This is a genomic window from Flavobacterium xizangense, assembly GCF_054075145.1.
Genome location: NZ_JBSIPG010000005.1, coordinates 17,328 through 37,765 on the forward strand (window position 1 = coordinate 17,328; position 20,438 = coordinate 37,765).

Genomic DNA, 20,438 nt, shown 5'->3' on the forward strand with positions numbered 1-20,438 from the left:
AAATTATTAGGTAATTTCTGTATTTAAAACGATTCTAAATTAATCGATTTGCAATTATTTATAAAACCGCAACGGTAAAGTAAACGTAGATAATTTTAAAACCATAAAAAAATTATGAAAACTAATAAAATAATCAAAAAAGGACTTTTTATACTGAGCGGAGTATTTGGGCTATTTATCGCCATTTTGCTTTTCCACATTATAACAGTAAAACCACCTGTTTATGACACGCCAAATCTGCAGGTAAGCAGAATCGATTTTAAATTAGATATCGATTCTTTGCAGGCCAGACAAATCTGTTCCGATTTAAGAAGTATAAAAGGCCTCACATCTGATTCTATTATTGTTAAAAGAAACGTTGTGGTGTATTTCCACAACAATAAAATTACAAACTCGGAGAAAGTTTTCAATGAGTTGATGTCTAAAAGACACTATGATGCTAAGCGTTATATTCTGCCGGCAAATTTAGCAAACAAAGAAGTCTGCCCAATGAATCAAAATAGTTTGAGCTACAAATTATCTCAAAAAATAAATCGTTTTTTTAATTAACCCTTTAATACCTTAATTTATGAAAATTTATTCAAAACTTACACTTAGTGTATTGCTTGCTGCATCTGCAGCTATGATTTCTTGCAGCAGTAATGACGACGAAACCCCTACACCTCCTGTAAAAGCATCAATTTATGAACGCTTAGGCGGAACTAAAATGGTTTCCGATCCGGATAATTCAGGGCAGATGATCGAACAGGGTCGTTTGAGTTTCCGTAAAGTCGTAAATTCAACTATTGGATTAATTGTTGCTGATATTCAATCCAATGCGGCAGGTAATTTGCAGGCACATTTTGCACCTTTATTGGCAGAAACCGGAACTACCCAGTCGACCAATATTGCTAAATTGTCAGATAATCTGACTGATTTCTTTTCATTTAATACGGGAGGTACCAATGCTGTAAATACATATTCTGGTTTGAATATGGTTGCAGCGCATGATCCTGCGAAAAATCCTCGTATGGGAACAAAATCAAGCAGTGCAGATTATACAAAATTCGAAGGTTATGTAGGTGCAGCCGCCAATGCAAATGGAGTTGCTTCAAATACAGAGCTTTACACGGATATTGTTGCTGTTTTGGAATCATTGAGAACTCCTATAGTTCAAAAATAATTTTCTTCTCAAAACGCTGCCTGAAAAAGGCAGCGTTTTATATATCAATACTATTTGAAGTGCCGGACTCTTAACAATATTTTAGAATCAGTATATAAATATTTTGAAAGTCTACTATCATGTATAATGGCAGGCAATTATATAAAATCGCCAATTTGAATCGATGTATTGTAAAGCGATATAGTAAGTCCTTCTAGCCTTGTTATATAAATTACTTAGTAATAATTTTTTGAACTTTTTAAGGAAAGCATAAATATGGAAAATTTTAATATGTCCAGATCTACCACTTTTTACGCATTAGGGTTAAGCTATAAGAAAGCAGATGCAGTTATAAGAGGAAAATTTAGTTTAGATACTAAAGCACAATCTGATTTATTGATGCAAGCCAAAGCAGAAGGTATAGAATCATTGATTGTTACTTCTACTTGTAACAGAACTGAAATTTATGGATTTGCCCATCATCCTTATGAACTCATCAAATTGCTTTGCGAAAACAGCAATGGTTCTGTAGAAGAATTTCAGCAGGCTGCGTATATTTATAAGAATGAAGAAGCTGTTAACCATATGTTTCGTGTAGGGACAGGTTTAGACAGTCAGATTCTGGGCGATTTTGAAATCATCAGCCAAATTAAAATCGCTTTTAATCATAGTAAACAAGAAGGTTTGGTAAACACTTTTCTGAACCGTTTAGTAAATACTGTTATTCAAGCGAGCAAAAAAGTTAAAACAGAGACTAAAATTTCTTCTGGTGCAACATCCGTTTCTTTTGCATCAGTACAATATATTATCCGAAATGTAGCAGATATTGGAAATAAAAATATTTTGTTATTCGGGACAGGGAAAATAGGAAGAAATACTTGCGAAAACTTAGTAAAACATACTAAAAACAGCCATATTGCCCTTATAAACAGAACAAAAAGTAAAGCTGAATTATTGGCTGGAAAGCTGAATGTTATTGTAAAAGATTACGACGATTTGAAAAAAGAATTACAGCAGGCCGATGTGCTGGTTGTAGCTACAGGAGCACAAAAACCGACTATTGACAAAACATCGCTTGCTCTACAGAAACCATTATTGATTCTGGACTTGTCTATTCCACGCAATGTAGATACTAATGTAGAAGAGATACCCGGTGTAACCTTAATACATCTGGATTATTTATCTCAAATTACTGATGACACGCTGGAAAGAAGAAAACAGCATATTCCCGCTGCAGAAGCTATTATTGATGATATGAAACTAGAACTGAATACTTGGGTAAACGGTCGAAAATGTGCACCAACTATTCATGCCTTAAAAGCTAAATTAAATGATATTGTATCGGCTGAATTTGCTTTTCAAAGAAAGAAAACAACCAATTTTGATGATGTTCAGATTGATTTAATAAGTTCCAGAATTATTCAAAAATTAACAAACCATTTTGCGGCCCACTTAAAAAATGAAAATACTTCCTTGGATCAAAAAATAGAGTTTATTGAAAAAGTATTCCAAATTGGACAGTTTACGCAGAAAATAAGTCCTTCACCAGCAGAAGAAAAATATAAAATTAACCTGTCATAAAAATTCTAAAACAATAGGACTCAATTCTAGAATTTTAAAAGTATAAAGTTCAAAAGATAATCCTGATCTGGCGGTACTGAAATGATGCCCAAATTTTTCTATATGATCACAGAGAGCTGGTTCGGGGAAAATTATTGATAGCGGAAGGAGTTTAGGTATCCAAAAAATTTAATCTCAAGAAAATGTATTATGGCAATACATCACATATGATGGTGATTAATTATTCTATTTGACATTTACAGAAAATCAGAGATTTATAATAATATCACATAAAATTAAAACAGCCGTTGAGGCTGTTTTTTTATTTTATAATGTCTTAACCAAAATGGATAATACTTCGGGCAGTATATTTCAAATTAAGATTTACACTAAGTCATTGATGTTGAGGAAATAATGAAGATCAGAGGAGTGATTGTGGATTATGTCACGATTCAGCGTCGGGTTTATAAGTTTATATCTTTACTTGAGATGCCAAAGAACCGAGAAAAAAATCTTATATCCTTAACGGAAGTTCGAACCTCCAGTGGCTTTGGTAATTTGCTTTAGATGTCCTGTAGGGGATTTGTGGAAAATGTAGCATCAAAAAAATATATATTATCCTATTTTTATTAAAATCGCCTTTGCTTTTTTGTGGCAAAATCAGAAGCTACTCCAATATTTGCATGGCACGATTTTGCCAGAAAAATTAGAATGGTCAAATGTTTTGTTTCATTTTATAAGATGAAACGTATTTTTTTTCAATTTGTAAGGGTAAATGAACTTTTATAAATAATTTTAAATAACGATTTTGATATTTAACTATTTAAAATTTTTTTATGAAAAAATCATTTCTATACCTTTCTATGTTTTTGTTATTACTGTCTTGTAAAAAAGAACAAAAAGTAATTGATAATAATAATGTCTCTAAAGTTGAAGCATTATCAGATAATGATATTTCAGATGCCTATTTGTATCTGCTTGGGAGAGCATTTGTACTTAGACAACAGCGTCTTGATTTTGAAAAAGAAGGTTTTCAATGGAATAAAATTCAGTATCGCGCACCGGGTGGAGTTAACTGGGCAAATCCAAATTTGGACGTAGTCTACATGGAAGCCTGGATAGCGGTTGATGAGAATAATTATGTGATATTGGAAATTCCTAAAATTGAGGGACGTTATTACACCTGGCATATGCTAAATGGATGGGGAGAAACCATACTTAATATTAACGAGAGAACCTTTCCTCAAAAACCTTACGGTAAATATGCTTTATGCTTGAAAGGCAGTAATCCAAAAATACCGGGTGATGCACTTCGAGTTGATCTTCCCGTGAAAACATCGCGGGTTTTGGCGCGTTTGGAACTAGGTAAAAATGTTCAGGAGGCTGTAATTCTTGAAAAGCAGTTTAAAGTAATTGAAAGCGGTAAACCACAGATAAGGCCATTTTATAAATTAGCTCACTTTACAAATGATAAATTGCCGGGAGCAGAACTATTTGATAACGCCAGTGGAATTTTAGACAGCGAGCCAGATATTAACAAAGGAATGGAAAATGTACGAGCTAAAGTTAAGGAGGTAGAAAAATTGGTAAAATCAGGAAGTGAAGCTAGAACCAGAGTGGATCAAATAATTAAACAGAAGTCATTAAAGGAGCTTGCTGAATTAATTAAAACGCCCGGAGAAAAACAAAATGGATGGTCGCATCCTGTTGGAATAGGAAATTATGGATCAAACTTTAAAACCAGAACCGTTGTTAATCTGGGAGGAATCTGGGCTAATAATTTACAAGAAGCCATTTACTTTATCAGAACGGGAAATGATGGAAGTGCAGTCTACACTCAGACTTTTGCTAAAAATGAACTGCCTCAGTCCAAAGTAAAATATTTCTGGTCTGTGATCTGTGTTGACGGAAAAGAGTTTAAGGTAATTCCAAATCCTCTGAAAAGATATCTTTTAAATAATCAATCACCATTAAAATTCAATAATGACGGTTCACTGACTATTATTTATAGCACTAAAAAACCTCAAAATTTGCCGGAATCCAACTGGATACCGACGCCTGAGGGTAAAAAATACAACCTAACTTTTAGATATTATGGACCATCGCAGGATATAATCGATGGCAGTTATTCTCCGCCGGATTTACTAAAGCAATAAACGTCAAAAATTAATTAACTATAATTATATGATCTCGAGGCTAAGTTAATAAGAGTAGAAAAGATTTGCTTTTACTAATAACAGCAATCGCATAAAAAAATGGCGCCAATTGTCTTCAATTGGCGCCATTTGGCTTTGTGACCTCAACGGGACAAATTTCAACATTTTTTTTGGATGATTTGAAGAAATTGGCTTACTTCCAAGTGAATTTGTAAAGATAATTATTTTAAATTTTTATTTGTAAACGGTTTGTATGTATCATAAGGGTTAACGTTAAAAAATGTTAAAACATATTCCTTGAGCAACAATATACATGTAATACCTTGCATGTATAGTTAATATCCATATGGGCATAAACAATAAAAAGTGCAGTGTTTAAGGTTACACTTTATATGATTTTTACAGAGCTTCGCATTAATCATTAGCGAGAATTAGACGGCAGAGTAATGAACCTGCAAAATTTCAGAAGTGAGCATCTTATTTTCTACAAGTTTAAATTTTCTGGTATCGCTGTCTTGATTTCCAATTACTCCGCCGTCTCCAATCGTGATTGGGATGAAATTAAAATAGATATCTGTAACCAATCCGCTGTTCAGAAAAGCATTATATGTTTTTGCACCGCCGCCCAATACTGTTTCAGTGAACCCTTTACTTGACAGGTAGTTGAGTGCTTCTTGAGGAGTAACGGCAACTTTATGCTGAATGTTGTTGTGCTTTTGTCCAGAGAGAATCACTATTTCAACTCCCGGAAATACACCTTTTGCCCCGCCGGGGAAACTTTCGAGCACATCATAAGTGGCGCTTCCGAGTACGACGCTCTTAACTTCATTTATGTATTGGATAAAATAGCCTAAAGCTTGCTCAGGCACCTGATGATCTGGTTTTCCTGCAAGCAGAACCTGGCCGTTAATCGAAATATTCGCAATTACATTAACTTTCATGATCTTTAAATTTAAAAAATACTTATTAAAATTTTTACAATTTCATTTTAGGGCTCAGCACGGTATTTCTGCATTTTTTTCTTGCCATTCAAAACGCCCGAGCCTCTTTGATACAAGCCATTGATTGTTGGTGCGTATGTAGTGGTCTTCATAAACAGCCCCAATCTTGGTTTTTATTTTTTTTCCATCTTCACTGCCAATAAGCGTAATAAAGCAATAGCACGTACCTCTAGCGTTATCACCATCAAATTCGATTATCTGCTGGCCATTGAAATGGTAAACAGTCTCAACTTTCTGAAGAAATTCAGCAAATGTGCGGGCCATCTCTTTTCTGCCAGTAATGTGCAGGATTGTATTTCCCTCTAAGATTGTTTCCGAGACGGCATCTTCTGAAAATAGCTGCGCCAGCTGTTCAAATTTTTTCTGGTCGCCAAGCATTGAAATGCGGTCAATTAGTTCTCTGATCGCAATTCTGTCTGCTAATTCGTTTACATTCATTTTTTCTAGATTATTAAATTTCAGACTGTGAGCACTATTTTTCCTTGTATATTTCCTTTGGCAGCTTTTTCATGCGCTTTAGCGGCATCTGCAAGGGGATAAATGCTGTCGATAACGGCTTTCACTGTTCCAGCGCTGATTAAGTCGGCCACTTCTGCAAGCTGTCTGCCATTTGATCGTACCTGTGTGGCAGATACTGTTATACCGGATTTTTCAGCCTCATCATTACCCGAAAATCCTAAAGGAAAAATAGGGAACAGGGCGCCTCCTCTTTTAAGGGTTTTTATGAATCTTTCCGAAGCTGGACCGCCAACGGCATCTACAACCAGGTCAAGATCAGTGGCGATATTTTCGGCAGCTTGTGTGGTGTAATCAATAAACTCATCTATTCCCAAGGTACGCAGCATATTTTCATGTTTTCCTGAAGCAACGGCAATTACATATGCTCCCTTCCATTTGGCTAGTTGCACTGCGAAATGTCCAACGCCTCCGCCTGCTCCGTTTATGAGCACTTTTTTGCCTTGAAGAGCAACAGGTTCATGCCTGTAAGTCTGTAGCGGGTTGGGCTCATCATGGCCCAGCGCAATTAAAAACTGCCAGGCAGTAAGCAGTGACATTGGAGCAGCTGCCGCATGAACGAAATCTATGCCAATAGGTTTTATTGCTATTTCTGAAGCCGGAACGCTGACATACTCCGCGTATGCCTGGCTTTCCCCATAACTTGGAAACTTAACCATAGCATATACATGATCACCGGCTGAAAATCCTTTTACATCGTCGGCCGTCTCCACAATTATTCCGGAAATGTCTGTGCCAAGAATAACCGGAAAAGGGACCTTTGGCTGCCATTCAGGCGGTAGCATTCTATATCCTTCTCGCAGATACCAGTCGGGAGGATTCAGTCCAACTGCTTTTACTCTGACCAGCACTTCTCCTTTTTTTACTTTCGGTATTGGAGCGTCTTCGTAGCGAAGCACCTCAGGGCCCCCAAATGTGTGCTGTCTGATTGCTTTCATGGCAACCGGTCTGTCTTTTTTCTGTTCAGTACTTAAACTCATAGTATTTAATTTTAATGAGCATCAAAATTATAACTTAGCAATACTTTTGTCAAGTATGTACTTTTTTGTATCTTACACACTTTTAGGAATGTATTGTTGAATATCAGTATTTTAAAAATGAATAAAAAAGAAAAAATATGTCCCGAAGTGGTGACATGTTCTGTAGATTACGCATTTAAGCGTATCGGAGGGAAATATAAAGGAAGAATTTTATGGTATCTCCACCAGTATTCGATTCTGCGTTATGGAGAATTGAGCAGAAATATGCCCGATATCACCACCAAAATGCTTACACAGACATTAAGAGAGCTGGAAAATGATAATCTGATAAACCGAAAAGTATATCACGAAGTACCTCCTAAAGTAGAATATACCCTCAGTGAAGTCGGTCAGGAACTGATTCCATTTGTAAGCTATCTAAAAGAGTGGGGGGACAAACAGATTGAAAAAGAGCAGCAAAAAGAAGGCGGCCGTATGGCTGTTAAATAATCAGACCGGAAGCGCGTAGTCTTTTTGACCAGACATGGTATTAAAGAGACTATACTAGTTAAAATTATGTGTTATTACTATACTATTAAGCTCTTTTAATGGCTGGGCTGCGCATGACTAATAAGAAATTTAAAGAGAAAAAGGCTCGTTATTATTTTTGCACCTAATCAGTAAATAAAAAGTACTTGGACATGTTTAAACTTAATTTAAATATGGAAATAGTTGGCTACAATATATGGAAGGTTATTATAAAATATGGATTTGCCTATTCCAAAAATGTAGATTGGAGCGTTTGCAAATATCTGATATCGGCAAAAATGTATAAATAGTTAATATTATTGAGAAAGAGCATTAATTTGTTCATGTGTTGGAGGAATGGCGAATTTTTCCAACTAGTCGTTTTTGTAAAATAACAATCAAACTAGCAAAAAAAGAGTATAAATTATTTTTTATGAATTGACGAGACGACCAAGCAGTCGTCTCTTCTGCTTTTAGCGGGAGCGGCGCTTAAACCTTCTTAATAATTAGCAGCTTTTCTATAAAATTTTAAGTATCAGATTCTTTCAGTAAAATAAATCAAATTCGGTTTAGAATTATAATTCTTTATACTGTACCTTATCTGTATTTCGAATCATATTTTAGAAACTATTAAAAAGTTTTTAAGAATTGTTTCATTGTTATTTTATAAAACTTTCAAAAGATGATATAAAGTAAAACCAGAATTCTGTATTAAATTTAATCGAATTTAGAAAAGAAAGCTTATGAGATCGATTTGGACAGGTTCGGTGAGTTTTGGATTGATAAATATTCCTATCAAAATATTCTCTGCAGTTCAGGAAAGCAGTCTGGATATGGATATGCTTGATAAAAAAGATAACGCAAATATCAAATTCAAGCGTATCAATGAAAATACTGGGAAGGAAGTTGATTATGCAGATATTGTCAAAGGATATAAAATTGATGATAAATATGTCATTTTGGAAGATTCAGATTTTGAAGCGGCAGATGCTGTGAAGACCAAAACAATTGATATTGAAAGCTTTGTTTTGGAAAAAGAAATTGAAAGTATTTATTATGAACAGCCTTATTATCTCGAACCAGATAAAGGAGCAATGAATGCTTATGCTTTGCTGCGAGATGCGCTTGAGAGTTCAGGAAAAGTAGGCGTAACACGTTTTGTTTTACGAAACAAAGAAAGCCTTGCCATTTTAAAACCATATCAAAATGTGATCGTTTTAAACAGAATAAGATTTGAACAAGAAATAAAAACTACAGATGACTTAAAACTTCCTCCAATTTCTAAAAAAGCTACGAAAGAAATGGATATGGCAGAAAAGCTCATTGATCAGCTTACCGAAAAATTTGACATCACAGGTTTCAAAGATGAATATACCGCCAAGCTTTTAAATATTATTAAAAAGAAAGCCAAAGGAAAAATTCAAAAAATTTCTCCTAAAATGAAAGTGGTTCATAAACAAAATGATGATTTAATCTCAATGCTAAAAGCAAGTTTAGAGAAGAAATCTTCATAGCTTTTCACTCGACTGATTTTCTTCCAATTTCTTGATAATCTTTTTAATTTCAGCTCCTTTTGAAAGGACAGGTACCCATAAATCTCCTTTTTTATCAAAACGCTTCAAAACATTTTTGATTGTAAACTGCGTAGGATGCAATTTTTCATTTACTTCATCCCATTCTAAAGGCGTCGAAACTGTTGCTCCTGGTTTTGGACGTACAGAGTATGGTGCTGCCAAAGTTTGGCCACGGCGATTTTGAAGATAATCGATATAAAGTTTATTGCTTCTTTTTTTAATGCTTCTTTCTGTTGAAGTAATATCTGGAATTCTGCTTTGCACTTCTTTGGCAATTAGTTCGCCTAAAATTTTAATCGAATCATAATCGTATTTTGCACCAAGCGGAATATAGATATGAAGCCCTGTTGCACCTGAAGTTTTGCATAAACATTCTGTCTCTAATTCATCCATAAGCTGTTTTACAGTCAGCGCAGTCTCGATGACAATATTAAAATCTTCTTTTTTTGCAGGATCCAGATCCATTACAAGCCAGTCAGGATTGTCAATGTTTTTTATGGTAGAATTCCAAGGATTCATTTCAATACAACCTAAATTTGCCATATAAATCAACGTCTCCCTATCATTGCATATTAGGTAATCTATATATTCATTGTTTGATTCAGAGAAAATTTTTTCAGTTTTTAGCCAAGAAGGCGTTTTATCCAAATCAACGTCTTTTTGATAAAAACTGGGTGCATCAATTCCATTCGGAAAGCGATTCATTGATTCAGGACGATTTTTTAAATATGGCAAAATCAAAGGCGCTACTTCATTATAATACTGAACGATTTCTCCCTTTGTAATTTGGTCCGCGGGATAATATATTTTGTTTTGATTAGTTAAATGAAGAATTCTTTTCCCTACCTTAAAATCATAATTATTTTCCGTTTTCTGTTCTTTTAATCCTTCCATTTCGTCTTGATTATGAGTTATCTTATTGATATTTACATCTGAATTTTCTATAAATAAAACCTCGTTGGCTTTTTTATCTACTCGTAATCCCAAATAAACAGGATGTCTCAAATGATCATCCTCGGTCCATTCTGAATATCTGATCTGGCATACCAATTTGGGTTTAACCCATTGAATTACATCTCTTAAAGGCACTTTTTGGTCAAGCGGGGATTTCGATATAAAAAACGGCTGAAGTTTATTATATAGTTCTTTTAAAACAGAATCTGAAAATCCTGTACCACATTTTCCAATATATTTTAGTGTTGTTCCATTGTATTGACCTAGTAAAATTGCTCCAAAATATTTTCGGGAGTTTTTAGGTTCTGTTATCCCGATGATAATCGCTTCTTCTTGATTTGAAGTTTTAATTTTCATCCAATTACCGCTTCGGTTTCCTATTGTATAAGGGCTGTCTGCCTTTTTGGCTATAATTCCTTCACTTTTTTGTTTTTCAGCTTTCTCAAAGCGTTTTATACCTTTGCCAACTGTATGTTCGGAATAGAAAATATTCGAAAAAGAATATTTATTAAACAAAAGTTTGAGAAGTTCTTTTCTATCAAGTAACGATAATTCGGTCACTCTATTCCCATCTAAATTCAGTAAATCGAAAACATAATATTTTAGGTTTCCAATTCCTGTCTTTAAATAATTCTGAAGCATTTGGAAATCTGCACGTCCTGAATCATTTTCTACGACAATTTCTCCATCTAAAACTACGGCATGATCAATTTTTTTCAGTTCATCAGCAATAGGCTTAAAATTAGCATTGAATGAAATTTTATTGCGACTGAATAACTCTATTTTATTACTGTTGATTACAGCTACTGTGCGATAGCCATCGTATTTGTTCTCAAAGATCCATTCTTCACTATCAAAAGGTTTTTCGATAGTTCTGGCAAGCATTGGTTTTATAAATTCGGCTTGCGCTGCTTTTACATTAGTCTTTTTTTTTATGGATTTTTTTTCGGATTCATCATCAGCAGGCTCCGATATTATTTTTTTTGATTTGGTTTCTAATTGCTCTAAAGTTCTTTTAGAAACAACAGATTTATTTTTCTCCAAAATATCATCTTCAGTAGCATATTTATCTTGTTTTTTAATCAAGAGCCAGGCATTTTCCTGTTTCCCATAAAGTTTTACGAGAGAAAATTCGCCTTTAAGTTTTTTCCCTTTTAAAATAAAGCTCAAACGTCCTTTTTTTAAATCGGCAAGCAATTGTTTTTCATCAGAACTTGTTTTTTCGTCTGAAGAATAAGTTCCATTATCCCAGACGATTACATTTCCTGCACCGTAATTTCCCTCGGGAATAGTTCCTTCAAAATCCTTGTAGCTGTACGGATGATCTTCAACCATCATGGCGAGACGTTTAACTTCAGGATTCATTGAAGGGCCTTTTGGGACTGCCCAACTTTTAAGTACTCCATTCATTTCCAATCTAAAATCGTAATGTAAATGTGAAGCTGCATGTTTTTGAACCACAAAAACCAATTCGCTGGCCGATCTCTGGACCTTTCCTTCCGGCTCATGCGTCTGCTTAAAATTTCTCTTTTGGTTGTATTTGGAAAGTGACATAATTTTTTTTTTACAAAAATCAATTTTTACTATTCAAATTTACTTTGACAGCGCTTTTTTAAATTATAAGATTAAAATCACAAATTATATAATTGTCAGTAAAATAAATTCTTGGTCTAAATGATGCTTATAAGAACAAGCTAGTTGAAATGGATCAGGATAAGTGCAGTTTTTTTGAATTGAATGATGTTGCGGATTTCAAAAAATTAAAATTATGAATGAAATAGGCACTATTTCAAATCGTATTTAATTTTGTGGTAGATATACACAAATAACAGTTCCTTTATTGATTCTGCCTGAAGCTTTTATGAATCCGCGATGATTTAATACAATTTTTTGCGAAACTGCAAGTCCAAGACCACTCCCGGTATACTGATCATTATTATGCAATCGATAAAATGGAACAAAAATTTTATTTTCATATTCTTGCTGAAAGCCAATTCCATTATCAGTAAAACAAATTTTTACATAGGTGATTGCAGGATTTCCCCCCAATTCTAGAATTTCAGCTTCGTCAGGCTGACTACTTTCTATATTTATTTCAGGTATGATATCCGGGCGAGAATAAGCGAGTGAATTTTTAATCAAATTTTTAAAAAGTTGCTTCATCTGAGATGGAATAACATTTAATTTTGGAAGCGGAGCGATGTTTATTATGGCGCCTTTAAGGACAATTTCACTTTTAAGATTGCTGTTGATTTTTTTTAAAAGCGCATTGAGATCTGTTTTTTTGAATTCTTTTTGCTGGAAATTAATTTTTGTATATTCAATAAGATCAGTTATAAGCTGACTCATATTAGCCGTTGCAAAAAGAATTCTTTCAAGATTATGTCTGCCCGTTTCTGATATCTCTTTTTCTTTTTCCAGAATTCTCTTAGAGAACATATGTATTTTACGCAGAGGATCCTGAAGATCATTGCTTGCCACCGAAGTAAAAGTCTCAAGCTGGTTATTATAATTTTCCAGCTCTAAATTTTTGTCGGTCAGCATTTCATTAGTTTTTACGAGATCTGTTATATCTTCAAGCGCCAAGAGAATTAATCCAGGAGGTTGTGAATTAATAATTTTACGTCCATTAACCATCATTATTTTTTGTCCAATATCTTTACAGTCTGTTGAAACTCTTAAATCTTCGACTGAATGATGCTCAAGATTCATTTTAAAAATCTGTTCCTTAAATTCAGGAATATCCCATTGACAGTTTCCTATTTCAAAAAAAGAATGTCCTTCTGTTTCTTTTTCATTTGTTTGGAAGTATTTATAAAATGCTGGGTTGGCACTTTTAATTATGAAATCTTTGTCTATAATCAGCAGTGGCTCTCTTATGGTGTTGATAATTGATTCTGAATAATTTCGCATTGCAATAAGCTGTTCTTGACGATCCAGCAACTCGTCGTTTACACACAGCAATTCTTCATTATAAGATTGAAGTTCTTCGGTAGAAGTTTCGAGTTCTTCGTTTAGGGCCTGAAGTTCTTCACTGCTGCTTAAAAGTTCTTCATTTGAGGCCTGCAGTTCTTCGAATGCCATCTGCTGATTTTCGGCGACTCTTTTAAATTCTACACGAAGATCTTGTAATTCTTCTTCAAGTTCGATCATACGTAGACCTTCGTTTTTTGAAGAACTAACTTCGTCAAAAGAAGTTTCTTTTATTGGTTTTTGATAAAATAAAATCATTAAATGATTTTTATGCTTCGGAATAGTTATCACTTCAAAAGAAACTAAATATGTTTGATTTGGTATCGAAATATTTTCTCGTATAATACTTTTATGGCCATTTTTAATATCACTAATAGCACTACGTAGTTCAAAACTAATCGCGCCCCTTGCCATTTTTAAGACATTGAAATTTGGTTTTCCTGGAGAAGGAAGCAAATAAGGCCCCGTGTCGCCATGGAAATATACAATATCTAAATGTTCATTTATTATAACGCTTGCCGGAGTATATTTAAGAAATAGGATATCAAATGCTGTTTTTCGAAAATCGGCTTCAGCAAATTTAATTTTATCTGGAATTTCTGCACCCTTAACATTAAAGGGGACTTCGATTTTAATTTTTTTTAATTCAGTATTGATGTCAAACTTTTTCACATAAATTTTTTCCTGTTTTTCGACATTTTTGAATAAATCGGGCAGGCTAGAGGCCGATTCAGACTTGCCAAGGACTATGAATCCGTTTTCGTTTAAAGAATAATGAAACAATCCAAGCGCTTTATGCTGCAACGACTGATCAAGATAAATAAGAACATTGCGGCAAGAAACCAGATCGATTTTTGCAAATGGTGGATCTTTTATGAAATCATGAACTGCAAAAATGCATTTCTCCCGAATTATTTTATTCACATAATACAGCCCATCACGTTTTGTAAAATAATTTTGCAATTTTTGAGCGGGCATATTTTGAATATCCTGGGCAGAGTAAATTCCTTTTCTTGCTTTTGTTATAGACTTCTCTGATATATCCGACGCAAAAATTTGGATTTTGATTTCCTTCAATCCTCTTTCAGTGATGTATTCATGGAGTAGTATTGCCATAGAATAAGCTTCTTCGCCAGTCGCACAGCCAGCTATCCATAACCTAATCGTATTATTGTAAATATTTTTAAAGAGTTCTGGAAAAACATTTTCATATATTTTATCATATACATTCTGATCCCTGAAGAAATAGGTAACATGGATGAGTAAATCATTAAACAGCAGTTCCTGTTCATCTTTATTATTTCGGAGATAATTATAGTAATCAAGAAGATTGTCTTTTTGAACAATAACCATTCTTCTTGCAATACGTCTTCTCATTGTGGGCTGCTTGTAATGGCGAAAATCACTTCCGGTTCTAAGAAGTACAGTATTGAAAATTTGCCCAAGTACATCTTCATCAGAAGCAGAGACATGATCTTCTTCAGAGTATCCGTGATTGATTTTATAGCTTTTGTGAATCTGTATTAATTTGGCAGGAATAAATTCTGGAGCTAATATGTAATCAGCAGCATCAGCATCAATTGCATTTTGAGGCATGCCTTTAAAGAGTGCCGTTTCAGGATCCTGCACAATTGTGACGCCTCCATTTTCTTTGATTTTTTTTAACCCGATAGTTCCATCAAAAGCGGCTCCTGAGAGCACAACCCCAACAGCAAAACTTTTGTAAATTTCAGCCAGTGATTCAAAAAAAATATCGATTGTTGAATTCCTTCTCTCATTGCGGCTTCTCTGTTCAAGTTTCAAAATTCCATCATAAGCCTTTACCAAATTATTTTCTGGAATAACGTAAACAGTGTCAGGATGCAGGTTAATATCATGTACTATTTCATGTACAGGAATAGGGGCATACTGACTCAGTATCTCTGCAAGACCGATTGGATGATCTGGAGATAGGTGCTGTATAATTATATAAGACATTCCTGAATTTTTTGGAATAGCAGACAATATTTTTTTGAAAGCTTCGAGTCCTCCGGCTGAAGCACCTATTCCTATGATGGGAAAATTTTCTTTTGTTTTTTGTCCAGATACATTTTGATTAATCATATAAAGAAGAATTTACAGGGAATAAAAAAGATTTTCTTAAAATTTTAAAATGGAATGCTTAAATGAAAATTATTCAATTAATTTTTTAGCTGAATTTGTTTAAATAATAGAGTATATTTTACATACTTAATCGTATCATGAAATTGTTTTTTCATAATAAAGACGAACTTAACGAGAACAAAAGAAATAATGCCATAATAAATATGCATTGAACGTCTCAACAATTCATCTTATTGGAGAATTCTTAACAAAATAAGAGTTATAGGGGCTTATAGATTGCCTTATGGAATAAAGCAGATAAAGGGCAAATAATAATTAAATTATTTTTTGAAGAATCTCACGCAGATCAGAAACACTGTAAGGCTTAGTAAAAAAACTTTGTGCTCCTGAAATTGATGCTGTTTTTTTATCTTGGTCTGCCGAGGATGTAGAGAATATAATTACGGGTATATTTTTTAGAATATCTATTTTTTTAATTTTATTCAGAAATTCTATTCCGTTCATTAAAGGCATATTAAGATCTAAAAAAATAATATCAGGAGAAATCTCTCTTGCTGTCAATTTATTTAATGCTTCTATCGGGTTTTGTATACAAGAATATACAATCATTGAAAATGAAGCTATTACTTCTTGAAAGAATTGGCAATCATCAGGATCATCATCGATTTGTAAAATATATTTTTGTTTCATAGGCATATCTTATAGTTTTCAGAGCATTTTTTATATGAATTTTCGTAAAAATAATTACGAGTTTAATTATGATTTTATATAAAATTACTTTTTTTTTATATAATTACCACTTTTTGTGAATTTTTTCTTATTTGTTTGAATAAAAACCTATTTCAATTACTTTAATATTCATATCATTCTATTTAATTTTAAAAAAATAGTTTTTGAACCTAAACTAAAGCAAATAAAATTGTCTTAATTAAAAATTCCCTAATTGTTAAGAGTACAATTAAGGCAATTTTACTGTTAGCCATATTGCTTTTTGCATAATCATATTGACTTTGTCCAATGTGTTCTACTTTATGGATGGAAACTCTCCTTTCAATAAATCTATCGTGATGTTATGGCGCTTTCAATATTCTGTTTTTAAATATAAAATATGGAAATTATAGAAATTAAAAAAGTAATTGTGTAAACATAAGTGCTCTTTAAGTCAAAATTTCATAGTAATAATTTAAAAAATAAGCATATGGACAAAAAAGGCCCTATTATTTTAATTGAAGAAATGAGAGAAGACCAAAAATTGTTTGAAAATACTTTTTTAGAGTTAGGAATAAAAAATCAAATTTTATGCTTTAATAGTTTAAGCGAAGCTGAATTTTTTATCTTTTCAAAAAAACTGAAACCTTTTTTAATTTTTTCAAATGTGCTCCAGTTTCACCAGAGTATTTCTTCAAATTACAAAAATCATACTGACCTATGTTATCAGTTAGAATGTCCTTGCATTTTTTTTTCGCTTCTTTTTTCTCAATGTTATATAATTGATCCATCCTCGAGTCCCAACCAGAGTTATTTCATAAACCCCTATAGTGAAAGAAAATTTAAAGATTGCTTGTCATCTGTTATAAAATATTGGCGTAAGAGTAAAACTTCGTTACAATTAAATAGGTCTGCACAAAACAAATTAGAAAAAACAATAGAATTTAAAACTTTTAAAAATAAAAAGCCATCTGATTAGACGGCTTTTTCATAAATAAAATGATGAAATTTCAGAGCGGTTAGTAAACTGTGGCTTATTTTTCTTCCTCAATAAATTAAAATTCATCATCCCATTCTTGTTTTGGTCGCTGTTTTCTAATATGTTGGCTTATTTCACTTTCAGGTCCAACAGTAATAGACTCATAAAGGGAAATTTTTTTCCTTATGTTTGACGAAGGACTTTGAGGTGGCTGAAACTGTGTGTTCTTAGTTTCAATTTTTTGTGGTTCCATAAAGTTACAGTTTTGAATTACTTTTTTGAATCATCGTTTTTTTTTGTAGCAGATGTTGATTTACTGCTTTTCGAAGTAGTGTTTTTTTTATCACTTTTTCTTTCCATATCTGCAGTATGGTTTTTTTTGTCGTTTGAAGTTTTCATAATATCTAATTTTTAAATTATTAATGGATAAATTTAGGTGCGTTTAGTCATAAAAGGTTATAGTTGAACGATCTAAAACTTACATAATTACAATGCATTTATAAAAAATGAATTCAAGATTGTAGTTCTTACCAGATTGAAAGTAAAAAGGCTTAATTAAATTGGTAGAGAAAAAGGATAAGAGGTGAAAATTTTATAATTTTTCTAGCGTATTATAGAAAAAAAAAGTAGACATATTTTTAAAATTTACTGTATAGAACTTGCTGAATAGTTCAGTATAAGTAAGTTAAATTAAAAATGAAATATTATGAAAAATTTAATTCTAAGTTCCTTTCTTATGTTATCTTTTTGCTGGGCAAATGCACAGCAAAATCCTCCCAAAACGCCTAAACAGTCTAAAAATAAGATTGATACAACGTATTATAAGAAAAATCAAGAAAGCGTTTCAAAAAAAAGCAATTCAGTTAAGGATACAATCCATCCTAAGAAAAAAGCAAAAACCAATAAATCTGCTGTTAAGACAAATCCACAGCGAAAAGATACTTTGAAGTAATTTAAAAATAGCTTTTTTAGCCTGTTTTCTTAAATGAGAAAACAGGCTTTTTAATATTTTCTATTGCAAAATATAAGCTGAATACGTGGCGGCATTTTTTAATAAAAATAGGTACAGCAAAAAGAGCTTTGCTATACCTATTTTTTTTATGAAAATCTATGATTTATTACTTATCATTTTTATCAGGATTTGTCTTTAAACCCCAAAGTTCTATATGCGCTTTTTTGCTGGCATTCGCATTGGCTGTATGATATGTGAAAGTAACTTTTTTTATAATTCTTTCCCCATCGCCATCAAGTTGTATATCTTTAGTTTCTCCGGGTGACTTAATGTTTTGCCCAATTGCGATGTTTTGAACATTTCCTTTATCAAAATGAATTTCAAATGATTTGAAATTTACGGGAGCATCCGTCACTTTGATTTTAACTGCGCTAAATTTATTAGCGCCTATTACTAAAATCTGATCATTTTCGGTAGTGAAATTAACAGTTGTTTCACCTATTTTATGCCATCCGCTTTTATCGTTGAGAACAACGGCAGGCTTTTGTGCAGATGAAATATTATAATTTGCCATTACGAGCAAAACAAACAATATCATTTTTAAATTTCTCATTGTAATTTGATTTAAGAGTTACTATTTTAACCACGTTATTAGAAAGATGTTTTCATGTCTAGTGAAGCTTTAGAAATAAATTTAATAAAATGGTTAATCTCATTTTTCAAAGTTTATTCATCTTTCTTCATCTTCATCTTCATCTTCATCTTCATCTTCATCTTCATCTGGTTCTGACTTATTGGCACTGTATTCGTCCAAAGTTCTTCGATCAGGATCGTTTTTGTTGCTTAAATCTCTTTCAGCATCTATTGTCCGATTGCTGTTTTTTTGAAGATTGATATCATCATTGTCATCCAGTTTTTGATCATTGGAAGTACCATTGTTATAGGGCGCTCTGTCCTGATAGTTATTTTGATGCTGATTAATTGCCGGATCTTTGTTTTCCATTGTTTCAGAATTAATCGCTTCATTATCTGATCTGCTGTTTCTGTGGTTTGAATTATTCATAATAATTAATTTAATAGTTAATAATGACAAATTTAATACTCGCAAAAAAGAGAAATTTATAACTTTTTAGTTTGTAATTGTATTATTATCAGTTGTTTAATTTATTTGTGGGTATTTTGTAATCTTAGTTTGAAATGGTAGAACATTTCCATTTTCCTTATTTATTTATTTATTTATTTATTTATTTATTTATTTATTTATTTTGATAATACGAAGTATTTAAAACTGTGTATTATTTAACTTGAATGAATTATGAAAATACGTAAAGAAATAATCAACGGAGTTTATATATTTTCGGATTACACTTTTCTTCTTACTAATGGAAGTTTTAAATCTTTTCCATTTATTTTATTTACGTTTACTAAATGTACTTTTCATTTTTTATGGTGTAAATAGAACCTTAAAAAATGAATCTTGTGGAGGGTAAAAATACTTTTCTTCCTAATGCCATATCAGCAATGGAGACTTCTTTTACAGGTGTAGTTCTTAGTATAAAAGCTTCCGTCAGTAACAACGTATGTCCTTTGCGTTTTCTTTGAAGGTTCAGCTTCGTGTGTAATTGTAACACTATTATTAATGCTATTATGGAATAATAAATACAAAGGCGATTAACAGTAGTAGAATAGTAAGTAGAAAAACACAAAAACCGCTTAATAATTTTAAGCGGTTTTTTAATTTAGCAATTGCTTTATAATTTCGTTTGATGATTTATCGCATCGACTTCTTCACAATGCTTTATTTCATCTTATAGATCAGCGTCTTTGTAAAGATCACCATCATTTTCTAAGTCATCATCGTTAACGTCTTTGTAGTCGTCTTCATCATCTAGATCATCATCGTCGTCAATATCGTCTCTTTGATCATCGTATTGATTTTCATCTTGAAAATTCAGTTCATCTCGACCAAATTTTTCTTCTTCATCTCTACTATTCATAATTGTTTTTTTAATTATTTTTTAGTTTGATTTGTTCCTTTTTTGCTATCTGCATCTTTAGACTTAGAGGTACTTTTTGAAGAAGCTCCTTTTGAATCAGTTTTTTTATCTGATGATTTTGTACTTGATGTACCGTTATTTTTTTGTTTTGAAGTGTCCATAATATTTAATTTTTAAGATTTATAATACTGCTAAAATACAGGTACTAGAAATTAAAATTTTACAAAACAAGGATGAAGTAATTATATAATTTACAGGTAGTTACTTTGAATTGTTGGGTGTGGCTTGTTTGTCCTACAAAATTACATTCAGTTTCTGGATTAGAATGTTCTAAAAG

At 32.5% G+C, this 20,438-nt stretch carries 20 protein-coding genes; 8 read left to right on the top strand and 12 right to left on the bottom strand.

Going from position 1 to position 20,438, the window contains the following annotated elements:
* The first annotated feature begins 114 nt into the window (after positions 1–114).
* From ACWA1B_RS13285 to ACWA1B_RS13300, 4 genes are all read left to right on the top strand, one after another.
* The gene (locus ACWA1B_RS13285; RefSeq protein ID WP_456907627.1) at positions 115–549 is read left to right on the top strand and encodes a hypothetical protein; all 435 of its coding nucleotides are present in this window, start codon (positions 115–117) and stop codon (positions 547–549) included.
* A 19-nt stretch (positions 550–568) separates the two neighbouring features.
* A complete protein-coding gene (locus tag ACWA1B_RS13290) occupies positions 569–1,162 on the top strand; it encodes a globin family protein (protein ID WP_456907629.1) in 594 nt (197 codons plus the stop codon).
* A 255-nt stretch (positions 1,163–1,417) separates the two neighbouring features.
* Positions 1,418–2,722, top strand: a complete 1,305-nt coding sequence (hemA, locus tag ACWA1B_RS13295) for a glutamyl-tRNA reductase (protein WP_456907631.1) — start codon at positions 1,418–1,420, stop codon at positions 2,720–2,722.
* A gap of 815 nt (positions 2,723–3,537) precedes the next feature.
* Entirely contained in the window at positions 3,538–4,857 is a 1,320-nt protein-coding gene (locus ACWA1B_RS13300) for a DUF1214 domain-containing protein (RefSeq protein ID WP_456907633.1), read from the top strand.
* 431 nt (positions 4,858–5,288) lie between these two features.
* Here the strand turns inward: ACWA1B_RS13300 and ACWA1B_RS13305 are convergent, their stop codons facing one another.
* Genes ACWA1B_RS13305 through ACWA1B_RS13315 form a run of 3 tightly spaced genes read right to left on the bottom strand, consistent with a single transcriptional unit; the run spans position 5,289 to position 7,354 of the window.
* Entirely contained in the window at positions 5,289–5,798 is a 510-nt protein-coding gene (locus ACWA1B_RS13305) for a dihydrofolate reductase family protein (RefSeq protein ID WP_456907635.1), read from the bottom strand.
* Positions 5,799–5,852: 54 nt separating this feature from the next.
* The gene (locus tag ACWA1B_RS13310) at positions 5,853–6,296 is read right to left on the bottom strand and encodes a nuclear transport factor 2 family protein (protein WP_456907637.1); all 444 of its coding nucleotides are present in this window, start codon (positions 6,294–6,296) and stop codon (positions 5,853–5,855) included.
* A gap of 20 nt (positions 6,297–6,316) precedes the next feature.
* Positions 6,317–7,354, bottom strand: coding sequence for an NADP-dependent oxidoreductase (locus ACWA1B_RS13315; RefSeq protein ID WP_456907639.1), 1,038 nt, complete (start codon positions 7,352–7,354; stop codon positions 6,317–6,319).
* Positions 7,355–7,471: 117 nt separating this feature from the next.
* Between ACWA1B_RS13315 and ACWA1B_RS13320 the strand changes: the two genes are divergently transcribed.
* Together ACWA1B_RS13320 and ku are read left to right on the top strand one after the other, a co-directional pair.
* Positions 7,472–7,843, top strand: coding sequence for a winged helix-turn-helix transcriptional regulator (locus ACWA1B_RS13320; RefSeq protein ID WP_456907641.1), 372 nt, complete (start codon positions 7,472–7,474; stop codon positions 7,841–7,843).
* Positions 7,844–8,604: 761 nt separating this feature from the next.
* The gene (ku, locus tag ACWA1B_RS13325; protein ID WP_456907643.1) at positions 8,605–9,375 is read left to right on the top strand and encodes a non-homologous end joining protein Ku; all 771 of its coding nucleotides are present in this window, start codon (positions 8,605–8,607) and stop codon (positions 9,373–9,375) included.
* Here ku and ligD read toward each other — a convergent pair.
* From ligD to ACWA1B_RS13340, 3 genes are all read right to left on the bottom strand, one after another.
* Positions 9,370–11,943, bottom strand: a complete 2,574-nt coding sequence (gene ligD, locus ACWA1B_RS13330; protein WP_456907645.1) for a DNA ligase D — start codon at positions 11,941–11,943, stop codon at positions 9,370–9,372. The two genes, ku and ligD, sit on opposite strands and share 6 nt — an antisense overlap.
* 246 nt (positions 11,944–12,189) lie before the next feature.
* Positions 12,190–15,465 (bottom strand): CheR family methyltransferase, encoded by a 3,276-nt coding sequence (locus ACWA1B_RS13335; protein WP_456907647.1) that lies wholly within the window; start codon positions 15,463–15,465, stop codon positions 12,190–12,192.
* Between the two features lie 315 nt (positions 15,466–15,780).
* Positions 15,781–16,155: a response regulator gene (locus ACWA1B_RS13340; protein WP_456907649.1), complete on the bottom strand. Its 375-nt coding sequence runs from the start codon at positions 16,153–16,155 to the stop codon at positions 15,781–15,783.
* Between the two features lie 508 nt (positions 16,156–16,663).
* On the opposite strand from ACWA1B_RS13340, the gene ACWA1B_RS13345 reads away from it, so the two are divergent.
* Positions 16,664–17,152 carry a hypothetical protein gene (locus ACWA1B_RS13345; RefSeq protein WP_456907651.1) on the top strand — a complete coding sequence of 163 codons (489 nt, stop codon included), beginning with the start codon at positions 16,664–16,666 and terminating at the stop codon, positions 17,150–17,152.
* Positions 17,153–17,228: 76 nt separating this feature from the next.
* Here ACWA1B_RS13345 and ACWA1B_RS13350 read toward each other — a convergent pair whose 3' ends face one another.
* Entirely contained in the window at positions 17,229–17,405 is a 177-nt protein-coding gene (locus tag ACWA1B_RS13350; RefSeq protein WP_456907653.1) for a hypothetical protein, read from the bottom strand.
* A 17-nt stretch (positions 17,406–17,422) separates the two neighbouring features.
* Positions 17,423–17,551 carry a hypothetical protein gene (locus ACWA1B_RS13355; RefSeq protein WP_456907655.1) on the bottom strand — a complete coding sequence of 43 codons (129 nt, stop codon included), beginning with the start codon at positions 17,549–17,551 and terminating at the stop codon, positions 17,423–17,425.
* A gap of 307 nt (positions 17,552–17,858) precedes the next feature.
* On the opposite strand from ACWA1B_RS13355, the gene ACWA1B_RS13360 reads away from it, so the two are divergent.
* A complete protein-coding gene (locus tag ACWA1B_RS13360; protein ID WP_456907657.1) occupies positions 17,859–18,104 on the top strand; it encodes a hypothetical protein in 246 nt (81 codons plus the stop codon).
* Positions 18,105–18,270: 166 nt separating this feature from the next.
* Here ACWA1B_RS13360 and ACWA1B_RS13365 read toward each other — a convergent pair whose 3' ends face one another.
* From ACWA1B_RS13365 to ACWA1B_RS13380, 4 genes are all read right to left on the bottom strand, one after another.
* Positions 18,271–18,717, bottom strand: a complete 447-nt coding sequence (locus tag ACWA1B_RS13365) for a YaaI family protein (protein WP_456907659.1) — start codon at positions 18,715–18,717, stop codon at positions 18,271–18,273.
* Positions 18,718–18,834: 117 nt separating this feature from the next.
* Positions 18,835–19,167, bottom strand: coding sequence for a hypothetical protein (locus ACWA1B_RS13370; protein ID WP_456907661.1), 333 nt, complete (start codon positions 19,165–19,167; stop codon positions 18,835–18,837).
* Between the two features lie 745 nt (positions 19,168–19,912).
* On the bottom strand, positions 19,913–20,101 hold the full coding sequence (locus ACWA1B_RS13375) for a hypothetical protein (protein ID WP_456907663.1): 189 nt from the start codon (positions 20,099–20,101) through the stop codon (positions 19,913–19,915).
* Between the two features lie 14 nt (positions 20,102–20,115).
* Positions 20,116–20,262 (bottom strand): hypothetical protein, encoded by a 147-nt coding sequence (locus ACWA1B_RS13380; RefSeq protein WP_456907665.1) that lies wholly within the window; start codon positions 20,260–20,262, stop codon positions 20,116–20,118.
* Positions 20,263–20,438: the final 176 nt, after the last annotated feature.